Genomic DNA, 21,481 nt, shown 5'->3' with positions numbered 1-21,481 from the left:
AGCGGCAGCGGCAGCGGCAGCGGCAGCGGCAGCGGCAGCGGCAGCGGCAGCGGCAGCGGCAGCGGCAGCGGCAGCGGCAGCGGCAGCGGCAGCGGCAGCGGCTCGCACGCGATGAACCTGATGCCTGTGAGTCATATTGATGACTCACAGGCATCAGGTATATCGCTGGTCGGTGCCCCATAACCCGGGATATCGCGAGGCCGCGTGGCCGGGCCGCCGTCCATAGCGAGGCCGCGTGGCCGGGCCGCCCCCCAAAGCCAGGCCGCGAGGCCGGGCCGCCCCCCAAAGCCAGGCCGCCAGCGAGGCCGGGCCGCGAGGCCGAAGTCAGGCCGAAGACAGGCAGGCCGAACAGGCAGGCCGAAGACGGGCGGGCCGGACATGGCGACGGGCGCCGCTCCCGGTGGTCCCGGGGGCGGCGCCCGTTGTACGGCTCAGCCGGTGCGTCAGTGCCGGTCGACGTCGCTGGCGGTGTCCTCGTTGTAGCTGGCCCCACCGTCCGACTCGCTGGTGAGCGGCTTGGCGCCACCCTCCGGCGGGCCGGCCACGCTCTGGCCGGCGGCCAGCTCGGGGAACTTCGCGTCGAAAGCCGGCCGCTCGGAGCGGATCCGGGGCATCCGGTCGAAGTTGCGCAGCGGCGGCGGGCTGCTGGTCGCCCACTCCAGCGAGTTGCCGTGACCCCAGGGGTCGTTCACCTCGACCACGGGGCCGGTCTTGTACGACTTCCAGCAGTTGTAGATGAACGGCAGCGTGGAGATACCGGTGATGAACGCGCCGATCGTGGAGATCGTGTTCAGCGTGGTGAAGCCGTCGCTGGGCAGGTAGTCGGCGTACCGGCGGGGCATGCCCTCGTTGCCCAGCCAGTGCTGCACCAGGAACGTGGTGTGGAAGCCGATCATGGTGAGCCAGAAGTGCACCTTGCCCAGGCGCTCGTCGAGCATCCGGCCGAACATCTTCGGGAACCAGAAGTAGATGCCGGCGAACACGGCGAACACGATCGTGCCGAAGAGCACGTAGTGGAAGTGCGCCACCACGAAGTACGAGTCCGACACGTGGAAGTCGATCGGCGGGCTGGCCAGCAGCACACCGGTGAGACCACCGAAGAGGAAGGTGACCAGGAAGCCGACCGCCCAGAGCATGGGCGTCTCGAAGCTGATCTGGCCCCGCCACATGGTGCCGATCCAGTTGAAGAACTTCATACCGGTCGGCACGGCGATCAGGTAGCTCAGGAAGCTGAAGAACGGCAGCAGGACCTGGCCGGTGGCGAACATGTGGTGCGCCCAGACGCTCATGGAGAGCGCGGCGATCGCGACGGTCGCGGCGACCAGACCCTTGTAGCCGAAGATCGGCTTGCGGGAGAAGACCGGGATGACCTCGCTGATGATGCCGAAGAACGGCAGCGCGACGATGTACACCTCGGGGTGCCCGAAGAACCAGAACAGGTGCTGCCAGAGCATCGGCCCACCGGTCGCGGGGTCGTACACGTGCGCGCCGAGGATGCGGTCCGCGGCGAGCGCGAACAGCGCGGCGGCCAGCAGCGGGAAGACCAGGATCACCAGCAGGCTGGTGACCAGGATGTTCCACGTGAAGATCGGCATCCGGAACATGGTCATGCCGGGCGCGCGCAGCGTGAGCACCGTGGTGATCATGTTCACCGCCCCGAGGATGGTGCCCAGACCGGAGATGGCCAGACCCATGATCCACATGTTGGCGCCGACGCCGGGCGAGTGCTCGACGCTGCTCAGCGGCGCGTACGCGAACCAGCCGAAGTCAGCGGCGCCACCCGGGGTGATGAAACCGGCGGTCGCCATCGTGCCGCCGAACAGGTACAGCCAGTAGGCGAAGCTGTTCAGTCGGGGGAAGGAGACGTCGGGCGCGCCGATCTGAATCGGCACGATGTAGTTCGCGAAGGCGAACACGATCGGCGTCGCGAAGAACAGCAACATGATCGTGCCGTGCATCGTGAAGAGCTGGTTGTACTGCTCGGGCGACAGGAACTGCAGCCCGGGTCGGGCCAGCTCAGCCCGCATGACCAGGGCCATCAGGCCACCGATCATGAAGAACACGAACGCGGTGACCATGTACATGATCCCGATTTGCTTCGCGTCCGTGGTACGCAGCAGCCGCGCGATGGCCGACCCCTTGACCGGCTCCCGGACCGGCCAGGGCCGGGTCACGACCGGCTTGGGTGCGACGGTGGTCACGAGTGGCCTCCGGTTCTCGGTTGTCCCGCTCGGCACACGCTGGTTATCGGCGGGCCGTCATCCGCAAGGAGGATAGTCCCCGGCAGGTCGCAGCGCCGCGTGGGGTGGCGTGACACGATCTACTACGGGCCTACAGCGGGCCGAGCAGCAGCCGGTAGTGCTCCCCGAAGATCCGGCCGCCGCGCCCGCGCAGCAGCGGGTCGCGCAGCGCCGGCGGCACGTCCCTGGTCCGGTTGCGGTCGCGGGTCCGGTCGGCCACCCATCGGGTACGCGGACGGCGACGACTCTCGTACGCCACCAGGGCCGCGTCCACGCTGGTGGCGGCGCGCAGCGACTCGGCCAGCACCACGGCGTCCTCCAGCGCCATCGCCGCGCCCTGGGACAGCGTGGGCGCGGTGGCGTGCGCGGCGTCGCCGATGAGCAGCACCCTCCCCCGATGCCAGCGGCCCAGTTCCACCTCGTCGGTGATCCCGACGTGCACCGCGTCGAGCCCCGCCAGCACCTCGGGCACCGGGCCCCGGTAGTTGGCGAAGAGTTCACGCAGCCGGGCGAGGGGGTCGGTGGGCGCCTCAGTGCCGGCCTCGTCGGCGTAGCAGTGCAGCCGGCCGCCGCCGATCGGCACCATGAGGAACCCGGAGCGCTGCCCGAGCAGCGCGGTCCACTCGGTGACCGGCGGGCCGTCGCGCAGCACGGCCCGGTAGACCACCTGCCCGACCGGCCGGGGTGGCCCGCCGAGCACGGCCAGGGCACGGACCGAGGAGCGCGGACCGTCGGCGCCGATGACCAGGTCGTACTCACCGGTGGTGCCGTCGGTGAAGGTGACGCCGACGGCGCCCGGCAGCAGGTCCAGGGTGCGGACCTCGGCGCCGTGGCGGACGGCGCCGCCGGCGCCGCTGAGCAGTACGCGGTGCAGGTCGGCCCGGGGCAGCGCCCGGCACTCGCCGACGTCGGCCCACAGGGCGTCGAGGTCGACCTCGCAGAGCGGCGCGCCGGCGGCGTCGAAGAACCGTTGCCGGCGGATCACCTGCCCGAGCGGGCGGACCGGATCGTGCAGGTCCAGCCGGTGCAGCGCGCGGGCGGCGTTGCCCGGCAGGTAGAGGCCGGCCTCGGTGGACTCCCCCGGTGGCAGCTTGTCGGTGACGTCCGGCCGGAAGCCCGCCAGGCGCAGGGCCCGGGCGACGGCCAGGCCGGCGATGCCCGCGCCGACGACGAGGATGCGCAGGGGGGAGCCACCCATGGTGGTGTACGCCTCCGGAGGGGGAGCGGCACGCGTTGGAGGCAACACGCTACTCGGAGCAATCGGTGCACACCAGGGCCGATCGGCCCGCCCGGCGACGCTCGTCGGCGGCTCGCGTCGCTTAGCTGGCCGTACGGCGAGAGCCGACCGGAGGGGCCGTGGGAATCGTCACAATTCACCAGTTTGACGCGTACGGTTGCGCAACAGTTTCAGGCATGTAAATGTGTCGCTGAGCGTGGGAGCGCTCCCGCATCTGCCCCGAACCCATGCCCCGACCCGTCCGGCGCTCGGGCACGCGCCGCAGTCAAGGAGCGTCATGAAACGTAAGATTCGGGCCCTGGCCGCCGCCGGGCTGCTGGTCGCCAGCTCGCTGGTCGCCGTCGCCCTCGGCGGCAACGCCTCCGCCGACACCCAGATCTGCGAACAGTACGGCTCGGCCGTGATCCAGGGCCGGTACGTCGTGCAGAACAACCGCTGGGGCACCACGGCCCAGCAGTGCATCAACGTCACCAGCAACGGCTTCGAGATCACCACCCTGAACGGCAGCAGCCCGACCAACGGCGCACCCACCGCGTACCCCTCGGTGTTCTTCGGTTGTCACTACACCAACTGCTCCCCCGGCACGAACCTGCCGATCCAGGTGTCCCAGATCAGCAGCGCCACCAGCAGCATCAGCTACCGGTACGTCAGCGGCGCCACCTACAACGCGTCGTACGACATCTGGCTGGACCCGTCACCCAAGCGGGACGGGGTGAACCAGATGGAGATCATGATCTGGCTCAACCGGCAGGGCCCGATCCAGCCCATCGGCTCGGTCGTCGGCACCACCAACCTGGCCGGCCGGACGTGGGAGGTCTGGCGGGGCAGCAACGGCTCCAACAACGTCATCTCCTACGTCGCGCCGTCGGCGATCTCCAGCCTGAACTTCAGCGTGCTGGACTTCATCAACGACGTCCGCAACCGGGGCGCGATCACCAACTCGTGGTACCTGACCAGCATCCAGGCCGGCTTCGAGCCCTGGCAGGGTGGCGTCGGCCTCGCGGTGACGTCGTTCTCGGCCACCGTCAACGGTGGCGGCAACCCGACCACGCCGCCGCCGACCACGCCGCCGCCGGGCGGTGGCGCCAGCTGCGCGGTGAAATACACGGCGAACTCGTGGAACAACGGCTTCACCGCCGACGTGCAGATCACCAACACCGGCTCCAGCGCGATCAACGGGTGGAGGATGACCTACAACCTGCCCGGCGGGCAGGCGGTCACCAACGCGTGGAACGCCACGGTGAGCCAGAGCGGCTCCGGGGTGACCGCCCGAAACGTGGGTCACAACGGGTCCATCGCACCCGGCGGCACGGCCAGCTTCGGCTACCAGGGCACGCTGAGCGGGTCGTACTCGTCCCCGACCAGCTTCACGCTGAACGGGGCAACCTGCTCCCGCACCTGAGCTGTCGGGGGGGCGTGACCATTCGGTCGCGCCCCCACCACTCAGGAGGTTTACTCGGGTTCCTTGAAGTCGGGGCATCCTCGCGATGGGGATACCCGAGTTCAGGGAACCCAAGTCGATCAAGCCGGGGCGGGCGCCGTCGGGGGTCAGACGCGGGTGAGGCGTACGGCGTCGGCGATGACCAGGCCCGTCGCGTTGCTCCAGCGGCTCACCGCGACCCGGTTGGCGTCCCCGGCCGGCAGGGTGAAGGTGCCGAGGACGCGCCACTGCCCGCCGGTCACCCGCTGGTCCACGTACACCGTCTTGTTGCCCGTGGTGGTGGCCACGATGTACGGGGTGGCGCTGTTGTAGCCGCTGTTCGTCGGCCACCACGCCTCGACGCGGTAGTTGCCGGTCGCCGGGACGTTGAACCGATACCAGGCGGGGTCGCTCGCGGCGATCGGGTCGGCGTACCGGTAGTCGGCGCCGTAGCGCTGGCTGGAGAACGTCGACACGCCCCAGTTGGCGCTGGCGGTGAACCGTCCGGAGGTGGTGTTGTCGACCGTGGACGACCACGCGGTGCCGCCGCCGGCCATCTTCGCCGCGACGTCGGCGCGCATCACGTTCAGATCGATGAAGGACGGGTCGATCTTGCCGGTGGTGCTGGTCTCCCGGTGGCCCCGGGCGTAGCTGCTGTCCCGGCCGAGCCGGGTGAGCACGGCGGCGGTGGCGGCGATCGACGCGTTGTACTGCGCGGCGGTCATCTCCTGGTTGACGCCGTTGTAGTCGATCTCCCACCCGATCATGAGGGTGTTGCCGTCCCCGGAGGGGATCGGTCCGCTGCCGCCGCTGACTCCGGCGTGGTTGCAGCGGCCGGCGGAGATGACGTGGAAGACGCCGTTGTAGTCGACGAGCGCCTGGCAGAGCGGGCCAGGCAGGTCGGAGCGGCCGTTGATGCAGATGCCGAGCGCCGGGTGCGGGTTGCTGGCGCTGGAGGTCGAGGCGGTGTGGTGCCAGAGCACCCCGATCGGGTCGAAGGAGCCGGGGCGCATCCGGTTGAGCCAGTCCCCCTCGACCACGACCTGGACGCCGGCGGCGCGCAGCACGTCCACGAGCCATCCAATCGTGGCCATCAGGACTCCCCGAGCAGGTCGGCCAGGCACTCGGCCTTCGGGGCGGCGTTCGCCGGGGTGGGTCGGACGACGGTGGTCAGCGCGGCGGCCACCAGGGCAGGGATGGCGAGCACCCCGCGGCGGCGCAGACGGATGTGTGGTGACCGGGCCATGGCGATCCTCCAGCTACGGCGGGTTCACGTATCGACGTACGTGATGACGGGCAGGCTATACCGTCATGAGCGTCGATGTCGATACCCTTCACTGCCGAGACACAAGCTGAAGGAAACCGCCGGGTCAGACCTCGCCGAGCGCGTCGATGTCGCGCATCTCCTCCGCCGTCAGCGAGAAGTGGAAGACGTCGAAGTTGGCGGTGATCCGCTCCGGAGTCACCGACTTCGGGATCACCACGATCTCGTGGTCGATGTGCCAGCGCAGCACCACCTGCGCCGGGGACACGCCGTGCGCGCCGGCGATCCGGGTCAGCACCGGATCGCTCAGGTCGCTGGTCTTGAACGGGCTGTACCCCTCCAGCACCACGCCCCGATCCCGGTGTTCGGCGTGCCGCTGCCGGTCGTACAGCGACGGGCTCCACCGGATCTGGTTGACCGCCGGGTTCTCCTCGGTCGACTGGATCAGCTCGTCGATCTCCGGGGTGCTGTAGTTGCTCACCCCGACCGCCCGGGTCAGGTTCTCGTCCCGGGCGGCCAGCAGCTCCCGCCACATCGGGATGCTGTCCGTGGCGGACGGCGGCCAGTGGATCAGCCAGAGGTCCACCTGGTCGACGCCGAGCGCCTCCAGGCTGGCCTCCAACGTCTGGCGCTCGCGGCCCACCCGGTCCGGCGGGAGCTTCGTGGTGATGAAGACGTCCTCGCGGCGCAGCCCGCTCTCCCGCACCGCCCGGCCGACCTCTCGCTCGTTGCCGTACATGGTGGCGGTGTCGAGGTGCCGGTAGCCGGTGTCGAGCGCGGCCAGTACGGCGTCGTAGCCGGCCTGGCCGGTGGCCTGCCAGGTGCCGAAGCCGAGCAGGGGCATCCGCACCTCACCGGGGAGCAGGACGCTGGGCTGGTCGGAGATGTCCATGACGTCCGTTGTACCCCGCCGCACCCCCGGCCGCCGAGCGAACCGGACACTCCGGCCTCCAGCGGTACGGTCCGGTTTGCCGGAGAATGCGGATGTGACCGACCGGCTGGAGGAGTACCGGCGACGGCGGGACGCGGCCCGTACGCCCGAGCCCGTGCCCCGGGATCGCCCCACGGCGGCCGGCGCCGGCGGCGACACCGCCCGTTTCGTCATCCAACAGCACCACGCCCGCAGCCTGCACTGGGACCTGCGCCTGGAACACGAGGGTGTGCTCGCCTCCCACGACCGGGGCACCTACCGGTGCGAGAAGTGGCGCGACGACGAGGTGATCGCGACGCTGTCCGGTGACCGCACCGAAGGCCGGTACGCGCTGTTCGCGACCGGCGGCCGGGACTGGATGGTCCGGCGCACCGATCCCGCGCCGCCCGGGTGGACGTCGATGCCCGACCTGGTCCGCCCGATGCACGCCACGCCCGCCGCCGGGCTCCCCCGCGACCGCGCGAACTGGGGGTACGAGCTGCGGTGGGACGGGGCGCGGGCGATGGCGTACGTCTCCGGTGGGCGGCTGCGGCTGCTCTCCGAGACCGACGAGGAGGTCACCGGCGGGTACCCGTGGCTGCGCGCGATGGCCGCGGCGCTCGCGCCCACCGAGGCGGTGCTGGACGGGTGCTGGTCCGCATCGACGGCGCCGGCCGGGTGCGCCCGGCCCGTCCGGCCGGAGGCGGCCGGGTTCCGGCCGGCGCGGCGTTCCTGATCGTCGACCTGCTCTGGCTGGAGGGCGTGAGCAGCGTCGACGTGCCGTACGCGCAACGCCGTGAGCTGCTCGATGGGCTGGCGTTGACCGGTACGCACTGGCAGACTCCGCCGTGGTTTCCCGGTGCCGGCGACGAGGCTCTGCGCACCGGGCGGGAGCAGGGGCTGCCCGGTGTGGTCGCCAAGCGACTGGACTCGGTCTACGAGCCGGGCCGGCGCAGCCGACGGTGGTTGAGCATCGACGCGGTCTGACGGCGAGGAGCGACGTGTACCTGACCCATCTGGACTGCCCGCGCTGCGGCAAGGAGTACGCCGCCGACGAGTTGCACAACCTCTGCGGGTGCGGCTCGCCGCTGCTGGCCCGCTACGACCTGCCGGAGGTGGCGAAGGCGGTCGCCCCGGAGCGCTTCGGACTGCGTCCGGCCGACCTGTGGCGCTACCGGGAGCTGCTGCCGGTCGCCGACCCGCGGCACGTGACCACGCTGGGCGAGGGTTGGACGCCGCTGCTGCGCGCCCCGGCGTACGGCGCCGAGATCGGCATCGCCGACCTGATGGTCAAGGACGAGGGGTTGATCCCGACCGGCTCGTTCAAGGCACGCGGCGCGGCGGTCGGGGTGAGCCGGGCCCGTGAGCTGGGCGTCGAGCGGATCGCGATGCCCACCAACGGCAACGCCGGGTCGGCCTGGGCGACGTACGCGGCACGCGCCGGAATGGGCGCGACCATCGTCATGCCGCTGGAGGCGCCGAGCATCTGCCGGCGCGAGTGCGTGGCCGCCGGGGCCGACCTGCGTCTGGTCGACGGGCTGATCAGCGACGCCGGCCGGCGGGTGGCCGAGCTGATCGCGGAGTCCGGCGGGGCGATCTTCGACGCCGGCACGCTGCGCGAGCCCTACCGGCTGGAGGGCAAGAAGACGATGGGGTACGAGATCGTCGAGCAGCTCGGCTGGCAGGTGCCCGACGTGATCATCTACCCGACCGGCGGCGGCGTCGGCCTGATCGGCATCCACAAGGCGCTGCACGAGCTGCGTGAGCTGGGCTGGGTCGGCGACAAGCTGCCCCGGTTGGTGGCGGTGCAGTCGACCGGCTGCGCGCCGATCGTGCGGGCGTTCGCCGCCGGGGAGGACCGGGCACAGCCGTGGGTGGACGCACACACCGTGGCGTTCGGCATCACCGTGCCGGCGCCGCTGGGCGACGAGCTGATCCTGGCCGCGCTGCGGGAGTCCTCCGGCACGGCGGTCGCCGTCGACGACGCGGACATCCTGGCCGACCTGCGGGACTTCGCCGCCCGGGAGGGGCTGCTGCTCTGCCCGGAGGGTGCGGCCTGCCTGACCGCGGCACGGCAGCTGCGTGCCGGGGGCTGGATCCGGGCCGGTGAACGGGTGGTGGTGCTCAACACCGGCGCCGGGCTGAAGTATCCGGACACGGTCGACGTGTCCGGCGTACCCCTGATGGTGTGAGGAGTCGGCACCCCGCGGACCGGGCGGTCCGCGGGGTGCCGTCCTGCCGGGTCTACTGGTAGGTGATGTCCGAGGGCGAGTACAGGCAGTTCACGCCGTCGGCGCCCTCGCCGATCTCGGTGGGCTCGCTGCCCTTCGGTACGCCCTTGTACTTGACGCAGATCGAGGTCTCCCGGTCCGGGTCGCCGACGATGGTGATCCGGCTGAACCGGGCGGTGTCACCCCAGTTGGTGTTGATGCCGGCGATCGCGTCGGTGTTCCGGACGACCACGTTGTCGATCACCACGTGCCGCTGGTACGACGTGGAGCAGTTGCCGCAGGCCCGGTAGAGCTTTCCGGCGTTCTCCACCCGGAAGTTCTTGATGTAGACGGTGCCCGCGCCGTTGTGCTGGAAGACCTTGTCGCTGGCGGAGCGGGCGCCGCCACCGTCGACGGTGTACGTGGTGCCGCCGCGGAAGGTGGCCGCGTCCTCGCCCACGTCCTCCCACCAGACGTTGATCAGGGTGCAGTTGCCCTCGCAGTGCACGCCGTCACCGGCCGGTGCGCCGATGATCACGTTGCGCAGGGTGGTGCCGGCGGCCAGCTCGAACATCGGGTCCTGGCTCTCGCTCTGCCCGCCGTCGCCGATGCCGTAGTAGCGCTTGAGCCCACCGTCGAACGTGCCGGACACCGCGATCGTGGCGTCCACCTTCTGGCTGCTGGTGGGCGTCGGCCAGCCGGCCGGTGGCGGGGTGCTGGTCGGCGGTGGAGTGGTGGTCGGTGGCGGGGTGGTGGTGGGCGGTGGGGTGGTCGGGGTGCCACCGCCGGACGAGTCGACCACCACGTCGTCGAAGCCGCCGCTGGCGTACGCGGTGACCAGCCCGATCCGGCCGGCGCCCGACAGGCTGTTGCTGCCGGCGGCGATCTGGGTGCCGTTGACGAAGCCGCGGATGGTGCTGCCGCTGCTCTCGATACGCAGCGTGTACCAGGTGCCGGTGCTGACGCCGAGTGACGCCGAGCCGATCGCGGTGATGCTGCTGCCGTTGACGGCCTGCAACTCGGCCCGTCCGGAGCCGAGCAGGGCCAGCCGGTACATCTTGGTGCTGCTGGTGGACCGGGCGGCGAGCCCGACGAGGGCGCCGGACGAGCCGAAGCTCGCCGGCCGGACCCGGGCCTGCACCGAATAGTTGGTCCAGCTTGTCTGGCCGGCGAACTGCCGGGCCAGCTCGCTGCCGGCGTTGGACTGGTTGAGCACTCCCGAGCCGACCTCCCAGGTACCACCGGATTTGGACCAGCCGGAGGTGTCGCCGTCGGTCCGAAGCGGGGTGAAGCGGAATCAAGGCCCTGGGGAAAGGGCTTTCCCGTCACTCCGAGGCTAGGACCGCGCAACCATCAGCGTCAATGCCTGCCGCTTGCAGGTCTGTTGCAGGATTACGGCCGGCGAATCAGTAGCTCTGCGGTTCGGTCAACCGCCAGGCCGCGTTGATCAGCCCGATGTGCGACAGCGCCTGCGGGGTGTTGCCGAGCTGCGCCCCGGTGGTCAGGTCGATCTGCTCGCTGAACACGCCCACGTCGTTGGAACACCCGGCCACCCGCTCGAACAGCTCCTCGGCCCGCCGCTGCTCACCCGCCATCACCAGGCACTCCACCAGCCAGAACGAACACAGCAAAAAGCCGGCCGGGTCGGTCGCCCAGCGCCGGACCAGTCCGTCGTCCGTGCCCAGCTCCCGCTCCACCATCGCGATGGTCGACCGCATCCGCGGGTCGGAGGCCGGCAGGAAACGCGCTACCGGCAGCACCAGCGCCGAGGCGTCCAACTCCGGCGACCCGAACGCTCCGGTGAACGCCCCGATCCGCTCGTTCCACCCCTCGCGCAGCACGGCCTCGCGGATCTCGTCCCGCACCCCGGCCCAGCGACGCGGGTCGGCCCGCTCACCGAGCCGGCTGGCGAGCCCCACCGCCCGGTCCATCGTCAGCCAGCAGGACACCTTGGACGACAGGTAGTGCCGCTCCTCGTCCCGGGTCTCCCACATCCCCCGGTCCGGCAGGTGCCACGTCGCGGCCACCTGCTCGGTCAGTCCGAGCACCATCTCCCGCAACTCGTCCTCGAACGTCGCGCCGAGGTAGTCGCGCAGCCGCCACACCGCCGATATCACCTCACCCGGCACGTCGAGCTGCCGTTGCCGCCAGGCGTCGTTGCCGATCCGGACCGGCCGGCTGTCGCGATATCCGCGCAGGTGGTGGAAGTGGTGCTCGGTCAGATCACGCTCGCCCTCCACCCCGAACAGCACCGGCACCGCCTCGTCACCGAACCGGCCGATCGAGCGGGCCGCCCAGCCGAACAGACGTGACGCCTCGTCGGGGCAGGCCGCCACCCACAGGGCGCGCATGGTGAGCGAGAAGTCCCGCAGCCAGGAGTAGCGGTAGTCGTAGTTGCGGTCGCCGCCGATCTGCTCCGGCAACGAGGTCGTCAGCGCCGCCACCACCGCGCCGCTGCGGGCGTACGTGAGGCCGGTCAGGATCGTGGCGCTGTGCCGGACCAGTTCCGGATACCGCCCCGGGTACGTGTGCGACTCCCGGTACGCCTCCCACGCCCGCGTCGTCTCGGCGAGCGCGGCCAGCGGATCCATCCGGGCCGGCGGGTCGCCGTACGTCTTGCTGGACGCCACGTCGATCCCGACCACCTGGCCGGCGGACACCTCGAACTCGTGGGTCACCCGGTCGCGATCGGCCCGCAGCGCCAGGCCCTCGGCACGCAGCACCAGCAGCGCGGGGCCGGCGGCGGCCAGCACGCCGCCGCCCGGCTGCTCGTGCAGGTACGGCGTGAGCAGGCCGTACTCCGGGCGGGGCGCGAAATCCAACACCATCCGGACCCGCCCGGACAGCCCCTCGACCACCCGGATCAGCACGGCGGGCGAATTCCTGCCCAGCTCGTGGGCGCGGGCACCGATCTCGGCGGCCAGGGCGTCGGTCACCGCCACACTGCCGTGCGGCGTGTGGTGCACCGTCCGCAACACGAGCGTGTCCGGCCGGTACGCGCGCTCCACCCGGTACCCCGGCCCGCCGACGCCGACCGGGGCCACCTGGAAGTGCCCGGCGTGCGGGTCGAGCAGCCGACCGAACACGGACGCGCCGTCGAAGCGATCCGGGCACCACCAGTCGATCGAGCCGTCCACGCCGACCAGCGCGCCGGAACGGGAATCCGAAAGGAACCCGTAGTCGGAAATCGCCGGTTGCCGCCGCATCCGCCGCGGGTACCCGGATCGGCCCCGATCAGGCCGACGCCACCAGCGTCACTCGGTCGGCGGCTCGTCCTCTCCGGCGGCCTCGGCCGCGTCGGCCTCCTCCTTGGTGTGGTGGACGGCCTGGTCGGCGTGCTCCGGCGGGCCGTACACGGTGTACAGCACCAGGGGGTTGGGGCCGGTGTTGACGAAGTTGTGCTTCGTGCCGGAAGGCACCACGACCAGGTCGCCCGAGACGACATCCCGCTTCTCACCGGCGACGCGAGCCTCACCCGTGCCGCTGACGAACGTCAGGATCTGGTCGATCCCCTCGTGCACCTCCTCGCCGATCTCCCCGCCCGGCGGGATGGTCATGATGACCAGCTGGGTGTGCTCACCGGTCCACAGCACCCGCCGGAAGTCGGGACTCTTCTCGGCGACGGTCGCGATCGTGAAATGCTCCATGCCGCGCTCATACCCAGTTCGACGGCCCACCACGCCGGGACTCGCGAATGGTGGAATTCGCCACGCCCGGCAGGTTTGGATCCCCACCGACCGGGGATCGTGACGTTGACCGGCGCGAGCGGCCGGTCGAGCCAGGTCCCCGCCGGCGTACCGCCGAACGGCTGCGGTGGTGGGAGACGGCCAGAGCGCGGCGACGTTCCGACCACGGTCGAAGCGGCGCCGTGCGCTCGTCCACGCACCACCTCAGCGGGCGGCGCAGTCTCAGCGGTGCAGCCAGGCGAGCAGGTCGGGTGCGGCCAGGGCCGTCGTCCGCCGCTGGTAGCGGGCCAGGCCAGACGCGTCGAGCAGGTCGCGGCCCTGCCCCGAGCCGCCCCGCCGGAAGAACGCCCGGCGGTCGCGCAGCACCCCGTGGCCGTCCGGGGCCAGTTGGTCGGCGCGCTCCCGCATCCGGCCGAACGTGGCCGCCTCGACCAGCTCCGGCCAGCGCTCGGCGGGGACTTCCAGGCCCCACCGGCCGGCGAGCCGGCGCATCTCGCCCTCCAGATCGGCCAGCAGGTCGTCGTAGTGCACCAGCGCGACGTTCGACTCGTGCCGGCGGGCCCAGGCGTCGCTCAGATGCCACAGCACCCCGGGCAGCGAGTCCAAGTCGGTGCGCGGGTCCGCCTCCCGGTCGACCCAGCTCGCCAGCCACTGCTCGACCGGCCGACGCGGCGCCGGCGGCCCGGCGGGTACGGGCTGACCGGTCAGCTCGGCCACCCGCGCCCGGTCCAGGTTGCCGGCCTGGTGGTAGAGGGAGACCGCCATGTCCAGCGGGTGCCGGGCCACCACCACGTAGTGCACCCGGGGGTCGAGGGGTACGCCGTCCAGCGGGGTGTGCGTCTTGATGAACCGCCGGTGCGGCTGCGCGGCCAGCCGGCGGTACACCACGTCCCGTGGCTCGACCAGCCAGTCCAGCCAGGGTGACAGTTCGGTCAGCGGCGCCGGCAACTCCGTGGTGCCCCGCACCAGCAGCGCGCAGATCATCTGCATCCAGGTGGTGCCGCTCTTGGACCGGGTGCTGATCACGATGTCGCCGGCCCGGAACGGGAAGCCGATCCACCGGCCGCTGTCCTCGTCCTCGGATCGGTAGCGGCGGGGTGGCGTGCGCATCGGGCGAGCGTAGTCGCCGACCCGACAGCCGGGCACCCGGATTCCACCTCGACGACCTGGGAGACATGCATTTACCTGGCTAGATTGAAGTATGGTGCCCGCCCACGAAAGCCGCGCGGCGGAACCGGTCTACCGTCCCATCCTCGCCGGCCGGCGCGGGGAGCTGGAGGCACTGAACCACCTCGACCCGGCCGCAGTCCCGCTGCTCGCCCCGATCCTGGAGGTCGGTGCGGCGGTCCGATCCACAATCGACACCCTGCGCCGGCTGCCTGTCGGGCTGTTGCCGGCCGTCGACGTCACCGCCCTGGCCGACGGCCCGGACACGGAGTTGGTGCGCTGGGGCGTACCGCTGGTGCCGGTGCTGGGGCTCGCGGAGAGCGACCGCCGGCTGGTCGCGCACGGCGCGGCGGCGCGGGCGTACGGCCGGCGTGCGCTGATCCGGCTGCGAACCGGCCAGGACCGGGCCGGGCCGGACGCGAGCACCGCCTCCGTGGAGCGGATCTGGCGGCTCACCGGGTTGGCGCCGGACGAGTGCGACCTGCTGGTGGACGCGGGAGACGTGTGCTGCCGGGCGGACGTACGCCTCGCCGAGGCCCGGGTACGCCGGCTGTTGGAGTGGGCACGCCGGCACGCCTGGCGATCGGTGACGGTGGCTGCGGGCGGGATGCCGCCGACGCTGTCCCGCCTGCCCACCGACGAGCCGGTCCGGCTGGACCGCTGGGACTGGCAGCTCTGGCAGCGGCTGACCGACACCGGGGTTGGCTACGGCGACTACGGCGTCGGGCCGGCCGTGCCGGGCACCGGCGAGGCCGGCGACCGGCTGCCCACCGTTCGGTACACGGCCGACGGCGACTGGTGGGTCTACCGCTGGTCACGCCGGGGCGGGCGGGGTGACGGGCGGTTCGCCGACCTGTGCCGCACCCTGGTGTCGGCGCCGCACTGGCCGAGCGCCGGCGCGGCCTTCTCCTGGGGCGACCACGAGTTGCTGCGTCGGGCCCGGCGCGGAGCCGGCGCCGGATCGGCCGCCAACTGGGCGGCGTGGAGCACGTCGCATCATCTGGCGCACGTGCTGACCGCCCTGCTGCGCCCGGTCGGTGACACCGGGTTCCGGCACCGACCGGATTCGCCGCAGCGAGGTCGGCCGCACGGCGGAGCGACCCGCCGGACTGGCTGAGCCCGCCCTACTGCCGCTCGGTGAAGCCGAACTGGATGATGCCCTCGTCGTCGACGGTGGCATCCACGGAGGCGTCGCCGAGCAACTCGGCGGCATCCGCGTCGAGGAAGATCCGGGCACCCTGGTTGTCGACCACCCGGTCGCCCTGCTCCGGCTCGGGCACCAGTTCCACGGTGAGCGACCCGGCCTCGGCGTCGGCGGCGATCCGCACCCCGCCGTCCTCGGCGACGTCCTGTTGGTTGGCGAGGTCACGGATGACGAGCACGGCGTTGTCGGTCATGGTGAGCATTGGCGGAACTCCTCGTGGAATCTCGGCTCGCGGTCGGTCACCGCGCAGACCGGACAGTCGGTCCGCGTACGAGCACACGTGGGAGGCGACCTGCACGACGACAATCGTCGCCGTCGCATCGCGGCATCGGGGCAGCTGACAGGCCCCGTCCTGGCCAACGGTGCCCGCTACCAGGCCATCCGTCAAATAGAGCGGGATCAGTCGAGTGCGGCGGCGGGGGCGAGCAACGCGCGGATCTCGTTGACCGCCGCGCGGCCGGCCCGGTTGGCGCCGATGGTGCTCGCCGAGGGGCCGTACCCGACGAGGTGGAGCCGCGGGTCGGCGACCACCCGGGTGCCGTCCATCCTGATTCCGCCGCCCGGTGCGCGCAGCCCCAGGGGTGCGAGATGGTCGAGGGCCGCGCGGAAGCCGGTGCACCAGAGGATCACGTCCGCCGGCACGGACCGGCCGTCGGACCAGGCGATCCCGTCGGGCGTGATCCGGTCGAACATGGGTAGTCGGTCGAGTACGCCACGCTCGCGGAGCCGACGCACCTCGGGAGTGACCGGCAGCCCGGTCACCCCCACCACGCTGCCCGGTGGGCGCCCGGCCCGTACCGCCTCGTCCACCCGGGCCACGGCGGCCCGGCCCAGCTCCGGGCCGAACTCCTCATCGCGGAACACCGGCGGTCGACGGGTCACCCAGGTGGTGGCCGCCGCGACGGTGGAGACCTCGCCGAGCAACTGCACGGCCGACGTGCCGCCGCCGACCACCACCACCCGCAGGCCGGCGAACTCGCCCGGCCCCCGGTAGTCGGCGGTGTGCAGCTGTCGCCCGCGAAACGACGACCGGCCGGGGTAGTGCGGCCAGAACGGCCTGGTCCAGGTGCCGGTGGCATTGATGAGTGCGCGCGTCGTCCACCGGTCGCGGTCGGTGTCGACGTCCAGCCAGCCGTCCGGACGGGAGTGCACCGCGCGGACCCGCACGGGCCGGCGTACCGGCAGGTCGAATGCCCTCTCGTACGCGGCGAAGTAGGCGCTGACCTGCTCGGCCGCCGGACGCCGCGGGTCGACGGTGGGGAACGGCATTCCGGGCAGGTCGTGGAAGCCGTGCACCCGGTCGAAGACGAGCGTCGGCCAGCGGTGCTGCCAGGCCCCACCCGGGCCGTCGTCACCGTCGAGGATGACGTAGCCGCTGCCCGGGGCGAAGCCGGTGCGGCGCAGGTGGTACGCGGCGCTCAGGCCGGCCTGGCCGGCACCGATCACCACGACGTCGGCGCAGTGGGTGTCCACGCCGGGTGCAACGCCGGGCGGCGGCCCGCTCTGCCCGGCATCGGTCGTCGCGTCGATCACAGACCAGCAATCCCGCCCAGCCTGCCCAGATTGTCCTTACGCTGGGGAAATGGAAGATTCCCGTCGCGCAGCTGCCGAGTTCCTCGGCACTCTGCTGCTGGTGTTCTTCGGCGTCGGTTCCGCCGTCGCGGCACGCGTGCAGGGCGGCGTGGTGGTGGTCGCGCTGGCCTTCGGCTTCGTCATGCTGGCCCTGGTGTACACGATCGGCCCGTTGTCCGGCAGCCACGTCAATCCGGCCGTCACGCTCGGCGTCCTGCTCTCCGGCAAGATCACGGTGATCGGCGCGGTGGCGTACTGGATCGCCCAGTTCGCCGGCGCGACGGTGGCCGGCTTCGCGCTCTGGGCACTGACCCGCTGGGGCGAGGTGGCGGACCAGACCGGCGCGCTCGGCGCGAACGGGTACGGCGCGCACATCAACCGGGGCGGAGCGGCCGTACTGGAACTCATCCTGACGTTCCTCTTCGTCCTGGTCGTCCTGGTGGTGACCAGCCGCAGCGAAGATCCGGGCGTCGCCGGCGTGGCCATCGGTCTGGCCCTGGCCGCCACCCAGCTGGTCGGCGTGACGCTCACCGGCGCGGCGGTCAACCCCGCCCGCGCCTTCGGCCCGGCCGTCTTCGAGGGCGGCGTCGCCCTGCGCCAACTCTGGCTGTTCATCGTCTTTCCCCTGCTCGGCGGGGCGATCGCCGCACTGGTGGCACCGTTGATCATGGGTGCGCAGCGGCACTACTGGGGCGGGCACGACCGGTCCGTCGGACGGCCGACGTAGACACGGTCGGCAATAACCTTCGCCAGAGGCCCTTTTCCGGCGAATACCTTCGTGGCAGCATCAGCCCATGCATCGCCGTCTCTTTCCTCGGGCGCTCGCGCTGCTCGCGCTGGTCGCCACCGCGGCCACCGCCGGCGCGCCCGGCGCCACCGCCGAGTCGCCGACCCCCGCGACGACCCAACTTCGCGCCACCATCGACACGATCCTCGCCGACACCCGACTGGGTGGCGCGCAGGCGTCCGTGGTCGTGGTCGACACCAGCACGGGCCAGACCCTCTACGACCGCAACGGGGAGCGGCGGCTGATCCCGGCCTCCAACACCAAGCTGCTGACCTCGACCGCGGCGCTCGCGCTGCTCAGCCCCGGGCACCACTTCACCACCGACGTACGGACCACCGGCACGCGTCGCGCCGGCCTGCTCTCCGGCAACCTCTACCTGCGCGGCGGCGGCGACCCGACCATGCTCGCGGCCGACTACGACGCGCTCGCCGCGCAGGTGGCCGCCGACGGCGTACGGGTCGTGACCGGCAACCTGATCGCCGATGACACCCGTTACGACCGCACCCGCCTCGGCCCCGACTGGACCTGGGACGACGAGCCCTACTACTACGCCGCGCAGGTCTCCGCGCTGAGCGTCGCGCCGGACACCGACTACGACGCGGGCACCGTGATCGTGAACGCCGCGCCGGCCGCCCGGGCCGGCGCCCCGGCGGTGGTCAGCACCACCCCGGCCACCGGGTACGTCCGCATCGACAACCGCGCCGAGACGGTCGCCGAGGGCGAGACCTCGATCTCGATCGAGCGCGAGCACGGCGGCAACACGGTCGTGGTGACCGGCCAGATCGCGCTCGGTGACGACCCGGCCAGTGACTGGGTGACGGTCTGGGAACCCACCGGCTACGCGGCCGACGTGTTCCGCGCGGCCCTGAAACGACACGGCGTAAGGGTGCTCGGCCGGACCGTGCTCGGTCAGCCCACCCCGGAGGCGGCCCACCCGGTGGCCCGGCACGACTCGATGAGCCTGGGCGAGTTGATGACGCCGTTCCTCAAGCTCTCCAACAACGGGCATGCCGAGGTGTTGACCAAGGAGATCGGCCGGGTGCTGTCCGGCTCGGGCACCTGGTCCGCCGGCATCACCGCGATCAGCGAGTACGTCGCCGACACCGGCATGGACACCGGCTCGCTGCGCCAACGCGACGGCTCCGGCCTGTCCCGACGCAACCTGGTGCCGGCGGCAGAGTTCGTCGACCTGCTGGCCGCCGTCCGGGCCGAACCCTGGTTCGCCACCTGGTACGAGGCGCTGCCCATCGCCGGACAGCCGGAACGGTTCGTCGGTGGCACGTTGCGCAGCCGGATGGCCGGCACCCCGGCGGCGGGCAACGTGCACGCCAAGACCGGCAGCCTGACCGGCGTGTCCGGGCTGTCCGGCTACGTCACCAGCGCCGATGGCCACCTGCTGGCGTTCTCCATCCTGCTCAACAACTACCTGACCGCGTCGGTCAAGGCGTTGGAGGACCAGATCGCGGTGACGCTGGCCGGCTACCGCGAGGGCGCGACGACCACGGCCCGGATGGCAGCCCCGGCGGTACCGGAGACGCCGCGGACGCCGGAGGGCGTGGAGTGCTCCTGGATCAAGCCGATCACCTGCTGACCGCCCCCGCGGCCGGCGGGACGCTCAGGCCGGGCGGTCGGGTGGACGGACGACAGCCGTGGGATCGCCGCGCTCGATGAGCGCGGCGATCTCAGCGGCCCGCAGCCCGCGCAACGCCAGCACGCGGGTGCCCCAGCGGTGCAGCCGGCACGGGTGTGGGCTGGCGTCGTTGCGGCAGACCACGCCACCGGACCACCGCCGGGGCGCGTGCACCACCACCGCCCGTACCGCGAACTGGGCGTCCTCCACAGTGACGTACGGCGGCAGGGGGATGTCGCGGAGCACCTCCCCGGACGCTTCGCCGGCACCGGACGGGGCGGCGGGACGGACGCGGTGCGCGGTACTGCTGCTCATCTGCGCTGCCTCCACAATGGATGGTTGCACGGGGACAGCAGAAAGTTACGACGCCATCGACGGTACGCGACGGACAAACTGTCCCGCGGAGCAGTCGGTCAGCGCACCGCCACGGCCTGGAGGCCAACGTTGCCGCAGTGCGGGGTGAAGGACCTCTCCACCGTCCAGCTCAACAGCAGCCGGGCACCCTTCGGCAGCTGGAAACGGATGGTGAACTGGGCGCTCTGGCTGGTGTACGGGTCCTCCAACCGCACCTTGCTCACCGGCCCACCGGTGGACAGCCACGCGTCCAGCCGACCCCGTGCCATCCAGGTCCCGGCGTAGACCTGGACGGTGCGTGGTTCACCGCTGCCGGCGATCGCGAGGCTGAAGCCGTTGCCGGCACCGCAGGTGTAGACACCGTTCGAGCTGTCGCTCTCCGACCGCTCGGGCGTGCCGTCGCGCCAGCTGACGAGTTCCTGGTTGCCGTCCCAGCCGACCCTGGCACCCTTGCCTCCCCCGTCGACGATCTCCCCGGATCCGCCGCGTTTGCGGACCGTCGACGTGCCGCCGTGCAACCCCCAGTGCATCCAGTCCCGGCTGCCCACGGCGGTGAGATCGATCTCGCCGGGAGCCTCGGCCCGGCTCACCGACAGGGTGGGCGCCGTCGACGGTGGCGGGGCCGCGGGCGCGCTGGCCGACGGCGTCGGGTCGGGCGACGGTGGACGCTGGCGGGGGCGCAGGCCGGGCGTCGCCGGCCCGACGTCGCCGGTGCGTCCCTCGGCCGCGGGGAAGCCGGAGGGTCGGGTGGCCCCGGCGGGCACGCCCGAGCGACCCGCCAGGCCGTCGCCGGGCTCCGGGCCGGACCGGGTGGCCAGGTACGTGCCCAGCGCCGCTAGGCAGGCGAGGACGGCCAGCCCCTCCACCGCCCAGCGTCGGCGCTGCCGGGCGCGGGCGATTCGGCGCAGTGTGCTGCGGGTCTGCCCGGCGGTGACGGCCCGCCATCGGTGCGATGCCGGCACGTCGGACTGCTCGCCTCCGGCCCGGGAATCCGCCCGCACGCGGTCTTCGTCCGCCACCGACCCTCCACCTCCACCGCCCGGCCACCATCGACCGTCGCGGATCGCACCATCCACTGTGGGCCGTTTGACGTTTGCACCGGCGTGGACGACACGCTAGATCCGGACCGGCGGACCTGTCCAGTCCGGAACCGGACGGTATCGGACAACCGGGCCGCGCCCGGCGGCCCGCCCGCGCGGCCCCGCCTCAGCCGATCCGGAAGCCGAGCGCCTGCGTGATGAGCACCGCCTGATCGGCGTCGACGATGGCACCGACCCGCTCGACAGTCGTGGGGTCGAGCGCCGTCAGGTCGCTGCGACGCAGGTCGGCACCGCCCAGCCGGCTGTGGTGCAGCTGCGCGCCGGAGAGGTCGACGCCGGTCACCGTGGCACCGGTGAGGTTGGCCCCGGTCAGGTCGGCCTCGCGCATCCGGACGTCGGTGAAGCGGACGCCGCGCAGATCCGCGCCGGGCAGCGCGACGAAGGACCAGTCCCCGCCGTCGACCCGCAACGGGCGCAGGTCGCACTGCGCGAAGGTGCTGCCGACCAGCTTGCAGCCGGTGAACTCGGCCTCGAAGAAGTTGCATCGCTTGAAGACGCAGCGGGTGAAGGCCGAATCGACGTGCCGGGAGGCGTTGAACTGCACGTTGCCGAACGTGCAGCCGGTGAAGACCGCACCCCGGCTCACCGCCTCGGTCAGATCCACCTGGAAGAACTCGCAGCCCACGAAGTGCCGGTCGGTCAACTCCTCGGCGTACCAGTCCTCGTGGCGGAAGGTCGCGTCCTCGGTCAGCTCCGGCAT

20 protein-coding genes and 2 pseudogenes are annotated in these 21,481 nt (G+C 71.9%); 7 read left to right on the top strand and 15 right to left on the bottom strand.

The window, feature by feature from the left end; translation table 11 throughout:
* Nucleotides 1-183: hypothetical protein (locus AB0H52_RS00915; RefSeq protein WP_357944336.1), on the top strand; the 183-nt coding region annotated here is incomplete at its 5' end.
* Between the two features lie 260 nt (nucleotides 184-443).
* Here the strand turns inward: AB0H52_RS00915 and ctaD are convergent.
* Nucleotides 444-2,201, bottom strand: a complete 1,758-nt coding sequence (gene ctaD, locus AB0H52_RS00910) for a cytochrome c oxidase subunit I (RefSeq protein WP_278123963.1) — start codon at nucleotides 2,199-2,201, stop codon at nucleotides 444-446.
* Nucleotides 2,202-2,331: 130 nt separating this feature from the next.
* A complete protein-coding gene (locus tag AB0H52_RS00905; RefSeq protein ID WP_151487554.1) occupies nucleotides 2,332-3,438 on the bottom strand; it encodes an FAD-dependent monooxygenase in 1,107 nt (368 codons plus the stop codon).
* Between the two features lie 316 nt (nucleotides 3,439-3,754).
* Here AB0H52_RS00905 and AB0H52_RS00900 point away from each other — a divergent pair, with 316 nt between their 5' ends.
* Nucleotides 3,755-4,879, top strand: a complete 1,125-nt coding sequence (locus AB0H52_RS00900; RefSeq protein WP_357944333.1) for a cellulose binding domain-containing protein — start codon at nucleotides 3,755-3,757, stop codon at nucleotides 4,877-4,879.
* 146 nt (nucleotides 4,880-5,025) lie between these two features.
* Here the strand turns inward: AB0H52_RS00900 and AB0H52_RS00895 are convergent, their stop codons facing one another.
* From AB0H52_RS00895 to AB0H52_RS00885, 3 genes are all read right to left on the bottom strand, one after another.
* Entirely contained in the window at nucleotides 5,026-5,991 is a 966-nt protein-coding gene (locus AB0H52_RS00895) for an N-acetylmuramoyl-L-alanine amidase (RefSeq protein WP_357944330.1), read from the bottom strand.
* On the bottom strand, nucleotides 5,991-6,143 hold the full coding sequence (locus AB0H52_RS00890) for a hypothetical protein (protein WP_192580069.1): 153 nt from the start codon (nucleotides 6,141-6,143) through the stop codon (nucleotides 5,991-5,993). The genes AB0H52_RS00895 and AB0H52_RS00890 overlap by 1 nt, the downstream gene beginning before the upstream one ends.
* Nucleotides 6,144-6,267: 124 nt before the next feature.
* Entirely contained in the window at nucleotides 6,268-7,053 is a 786-nt protein-coding gene (locus AB0H52_RS00885) for an aldo/keto reductase (RefSeq protein ID WP_151487557.1), read from the bottom strand.
* A gap of 94 nt (nucleotides 7,054-7,147) precedes the next feature.
* Between AB0H52_RS00885 and AB0H52_RS00880 the strand changes: the two are divergent.
* Nucleotides 7,148-8,058 (top strand): annotated as a pseudogene (locus tag AB0H52_RS00880) (ATP-dependent DNA ligase).
* A gap of 14 nt (nucleotides 8,059-8,072) precedes the next feature.
* Nucleotides 8,073-9,263 (top strand): threonine synthase, encoded by a 1,191-nt coding sequence (locus tag AB0H52_RS00875; RefSeq protein ID WP_151487558.1) that lies wholly within the window; start codon nucleotides 8,073-8,075, stop codon nucleotides 9,261-9,263.
* Between the two features lie 52 nt (nucleotides 9,264-9,315).
* Here AB0H52_RS00875 and AB0H52_RS00870 read toward each other — a convergent pair whose 3' ends face one another.
* From AB0H52_RS00870 to AB0H52_RS00850, 5 genes and pseudogenes are all read right to left on the bottom strand, one after another.
* Entirely contained in the window at nucleotides 9,316-10,167 is an 852-nt protein-coding gene (locus tag AB0H52_RS00870; protein WP_357944508.1) for a pectate lyase, read from the bottom strand.
* A pseudogene (locus AB0H52_RS00865) lies at nucleotides 10,153-10,542 on the bottom strand (LamG-like jellyroll fold domain-containing protein); the annotation flags it as partial. The pseudogene AB0H52_RS00865 and the gene AB0H52_RS00870, both read right to left, overlap by 15 nt.
* Before the next feature lie 145 nt (nucleotides 10,543-10,687).
* A complete protein-coding gene (locus tag AB0H52_RS00860) occupies nucleotides 10,688-12,487 on the bottom strand; it encodes a glycoside hydrolase family 15 protein (protein ID WP_357944326.1) in 1,800 nt (599 codons plus the stop codon).
* A gap of 48 nt (nucleotides 12,488-12,535) precedes the next feature.
* Nucleotides 12,536-12,928, bottom strand: coding sequence for a cupin domain-containing protein (locus tag AB0H52_RS00855; protein ID WP_151487560.1), 393 nt, complete (start codon nucleotides 12,926-12,928; stop codon nucleotides 12,536-12,538).
* Between the two features lie 261 nt (nucleotides 12,929-13,189).
* Nucleotides 13,190-14,077: a sulfotransferase domain-containing protein gene (locus AB0H52_RS00850; RefSeq protein WP_151487561.1), complete on the bottom strand. Its 888-nt coding sequence runs from the start codon at nucleotides 14,075-14,077 to the stop codon at nucleotides 13,190-13,192.
* Between the two features lie 91 nt (nucleotides 14,078-14,168).
* Here AB0H52_RS00850 and AB0H52_RS00845 point away from each other — a divergent pair, with 91 nt between their 5' ends.
* Nucleotides 14,169-15,251 carry a hypothetical protein gene (locus AB0H52_RS00845; protein WP_357944321.1) on the top strand — a complete coding sequence of 361 codons (1,083 nt, stop codon included), beginning with the start codon at nucleotides 14,169-14,171 and terminating at the stop codon, nucleotides 15,249-15,251.
* 7 nt (nucleotides 15,252-15,258) lie between these two features.
* Here AB0H52_RS00845 and AB0H52_RS00840 read toward each other — a convergent pair whose 3' ends face one another.
* Nucleotides 15,259-15,540 (bottom strand): adhesin, encoded by a 282-nt coding sequence (locus AB0H52_RS00840; RefSeq protein WP_139583212.1) that lies wholly within the window; start codon nucleotides 15,538-15,540, stop codon nucleotides 15,259-15,261.
* Between the two features lie 197 nt (nucleotides 15,541-15,737).
* Nucleotides 15,738-16,871: an NAD(P)-binding domain-containing protein gene (locus tag AB0H52_RS00835; RefSeq protein WP_357944318.1), complete on the bottom strand. Its 1,134-nt coding sequence runs from the start codon at nucleotides 16,869-16,871 to the stop codon at nucleotides 15,738-15,740.
* A gap of 49 nt (nucleotides 16,872-16,920) precedes the next feature.
* On the opposite strand from AB0H52_RS00835, the gene AB0H52_RS00830 reads away from it, so the two are divergent.
* Nucleotides 16,921-17,637, top strand: coding sequence for an aquaporin (locus AB0H52_RS00830; RefSeq protein WP_151487563.1), 717 nt, complete (start codon nucleotides 16,921-16,923; stop codon nucleotides 17,635-17,637).
* A gap of 67 nt (nucleotides 17,638-17,704) precedes the next feature.
* Nucleotides 17,705-19,288: a D-alanyl-D-alanine carboxypeptidase/D-alanyl-D-alanine-endopeptidase gene (gene dacB, locus AB0H52_RS00825; RefSeq protein ID WP_151487564.1), complete on the top strand. Its 1,584-nt coding sequence runs from the start codon at nucleotides 17,705-17,707 to the stop codon at nucleotides 19,286-19,288.
* 24 nt (nucleotides 19,289-19,312) lie between these two features.
* Here dacB and AB0H52_RS00820 read toward each other — a convergent pair whose 3' ends face one another.
* From AB0H52_RS00820 to AB0H52_RS00810, 3 genes are all read right to left on the bottom strand, one after another.
* Complete coding sequence (locus AB0H52_RS00820) at nucleotides 19,313-19,642, bottom strand: hypothetical protein (protein WP_192580071.1); 330 nt, start codon at nucleotides 19,640-19,642, stop codon at nucleotides 19,313-19,315.
* Nucleotides 19,643-19,740: 98 nt separating this feature from the next.
* Complete coding sequence (locus AB0H52_RS00815) at nucleotides 19,741-20,700, bottom strand: hypothetical protein (RefSeq protein ID WP_192580072.1); 960 nt, start codon at nucleotides 20,698-20,700, stop codon at nucleotides 19,741-19,743.
* A 187-nt stretch (nucleotides 20,701-20,887) separates the two neighbouring features.
* Nucleotides 20,888-21,481 carry a pentapeptide repeat-containing protein gene (locus tag AB0H52_RS00810; RefSeq protein ID WP_357944313.1) on the bottom strand — a complete coding sequence of 198 codons (594 nt, stop codon included), beginning with the start codon at nucleotides 21,479-21,481 and terminating at the stop codon, nucleotides 20,888-20,890.

It is taken from the genome of Micromonospora sp. NPDC050695 (assembly GCF_040654415.1).
Lineage (GTDB): Bacteria > Actinomycetota > Actinomycetes > Mycobacteriales > Micromonosporaceae > Micromonospora.
The sequence above is the reverse complement of the archived record's forward strand: the minus strand, read 5'-3'. Positions and strand labels throughout refer to the sequence as shown.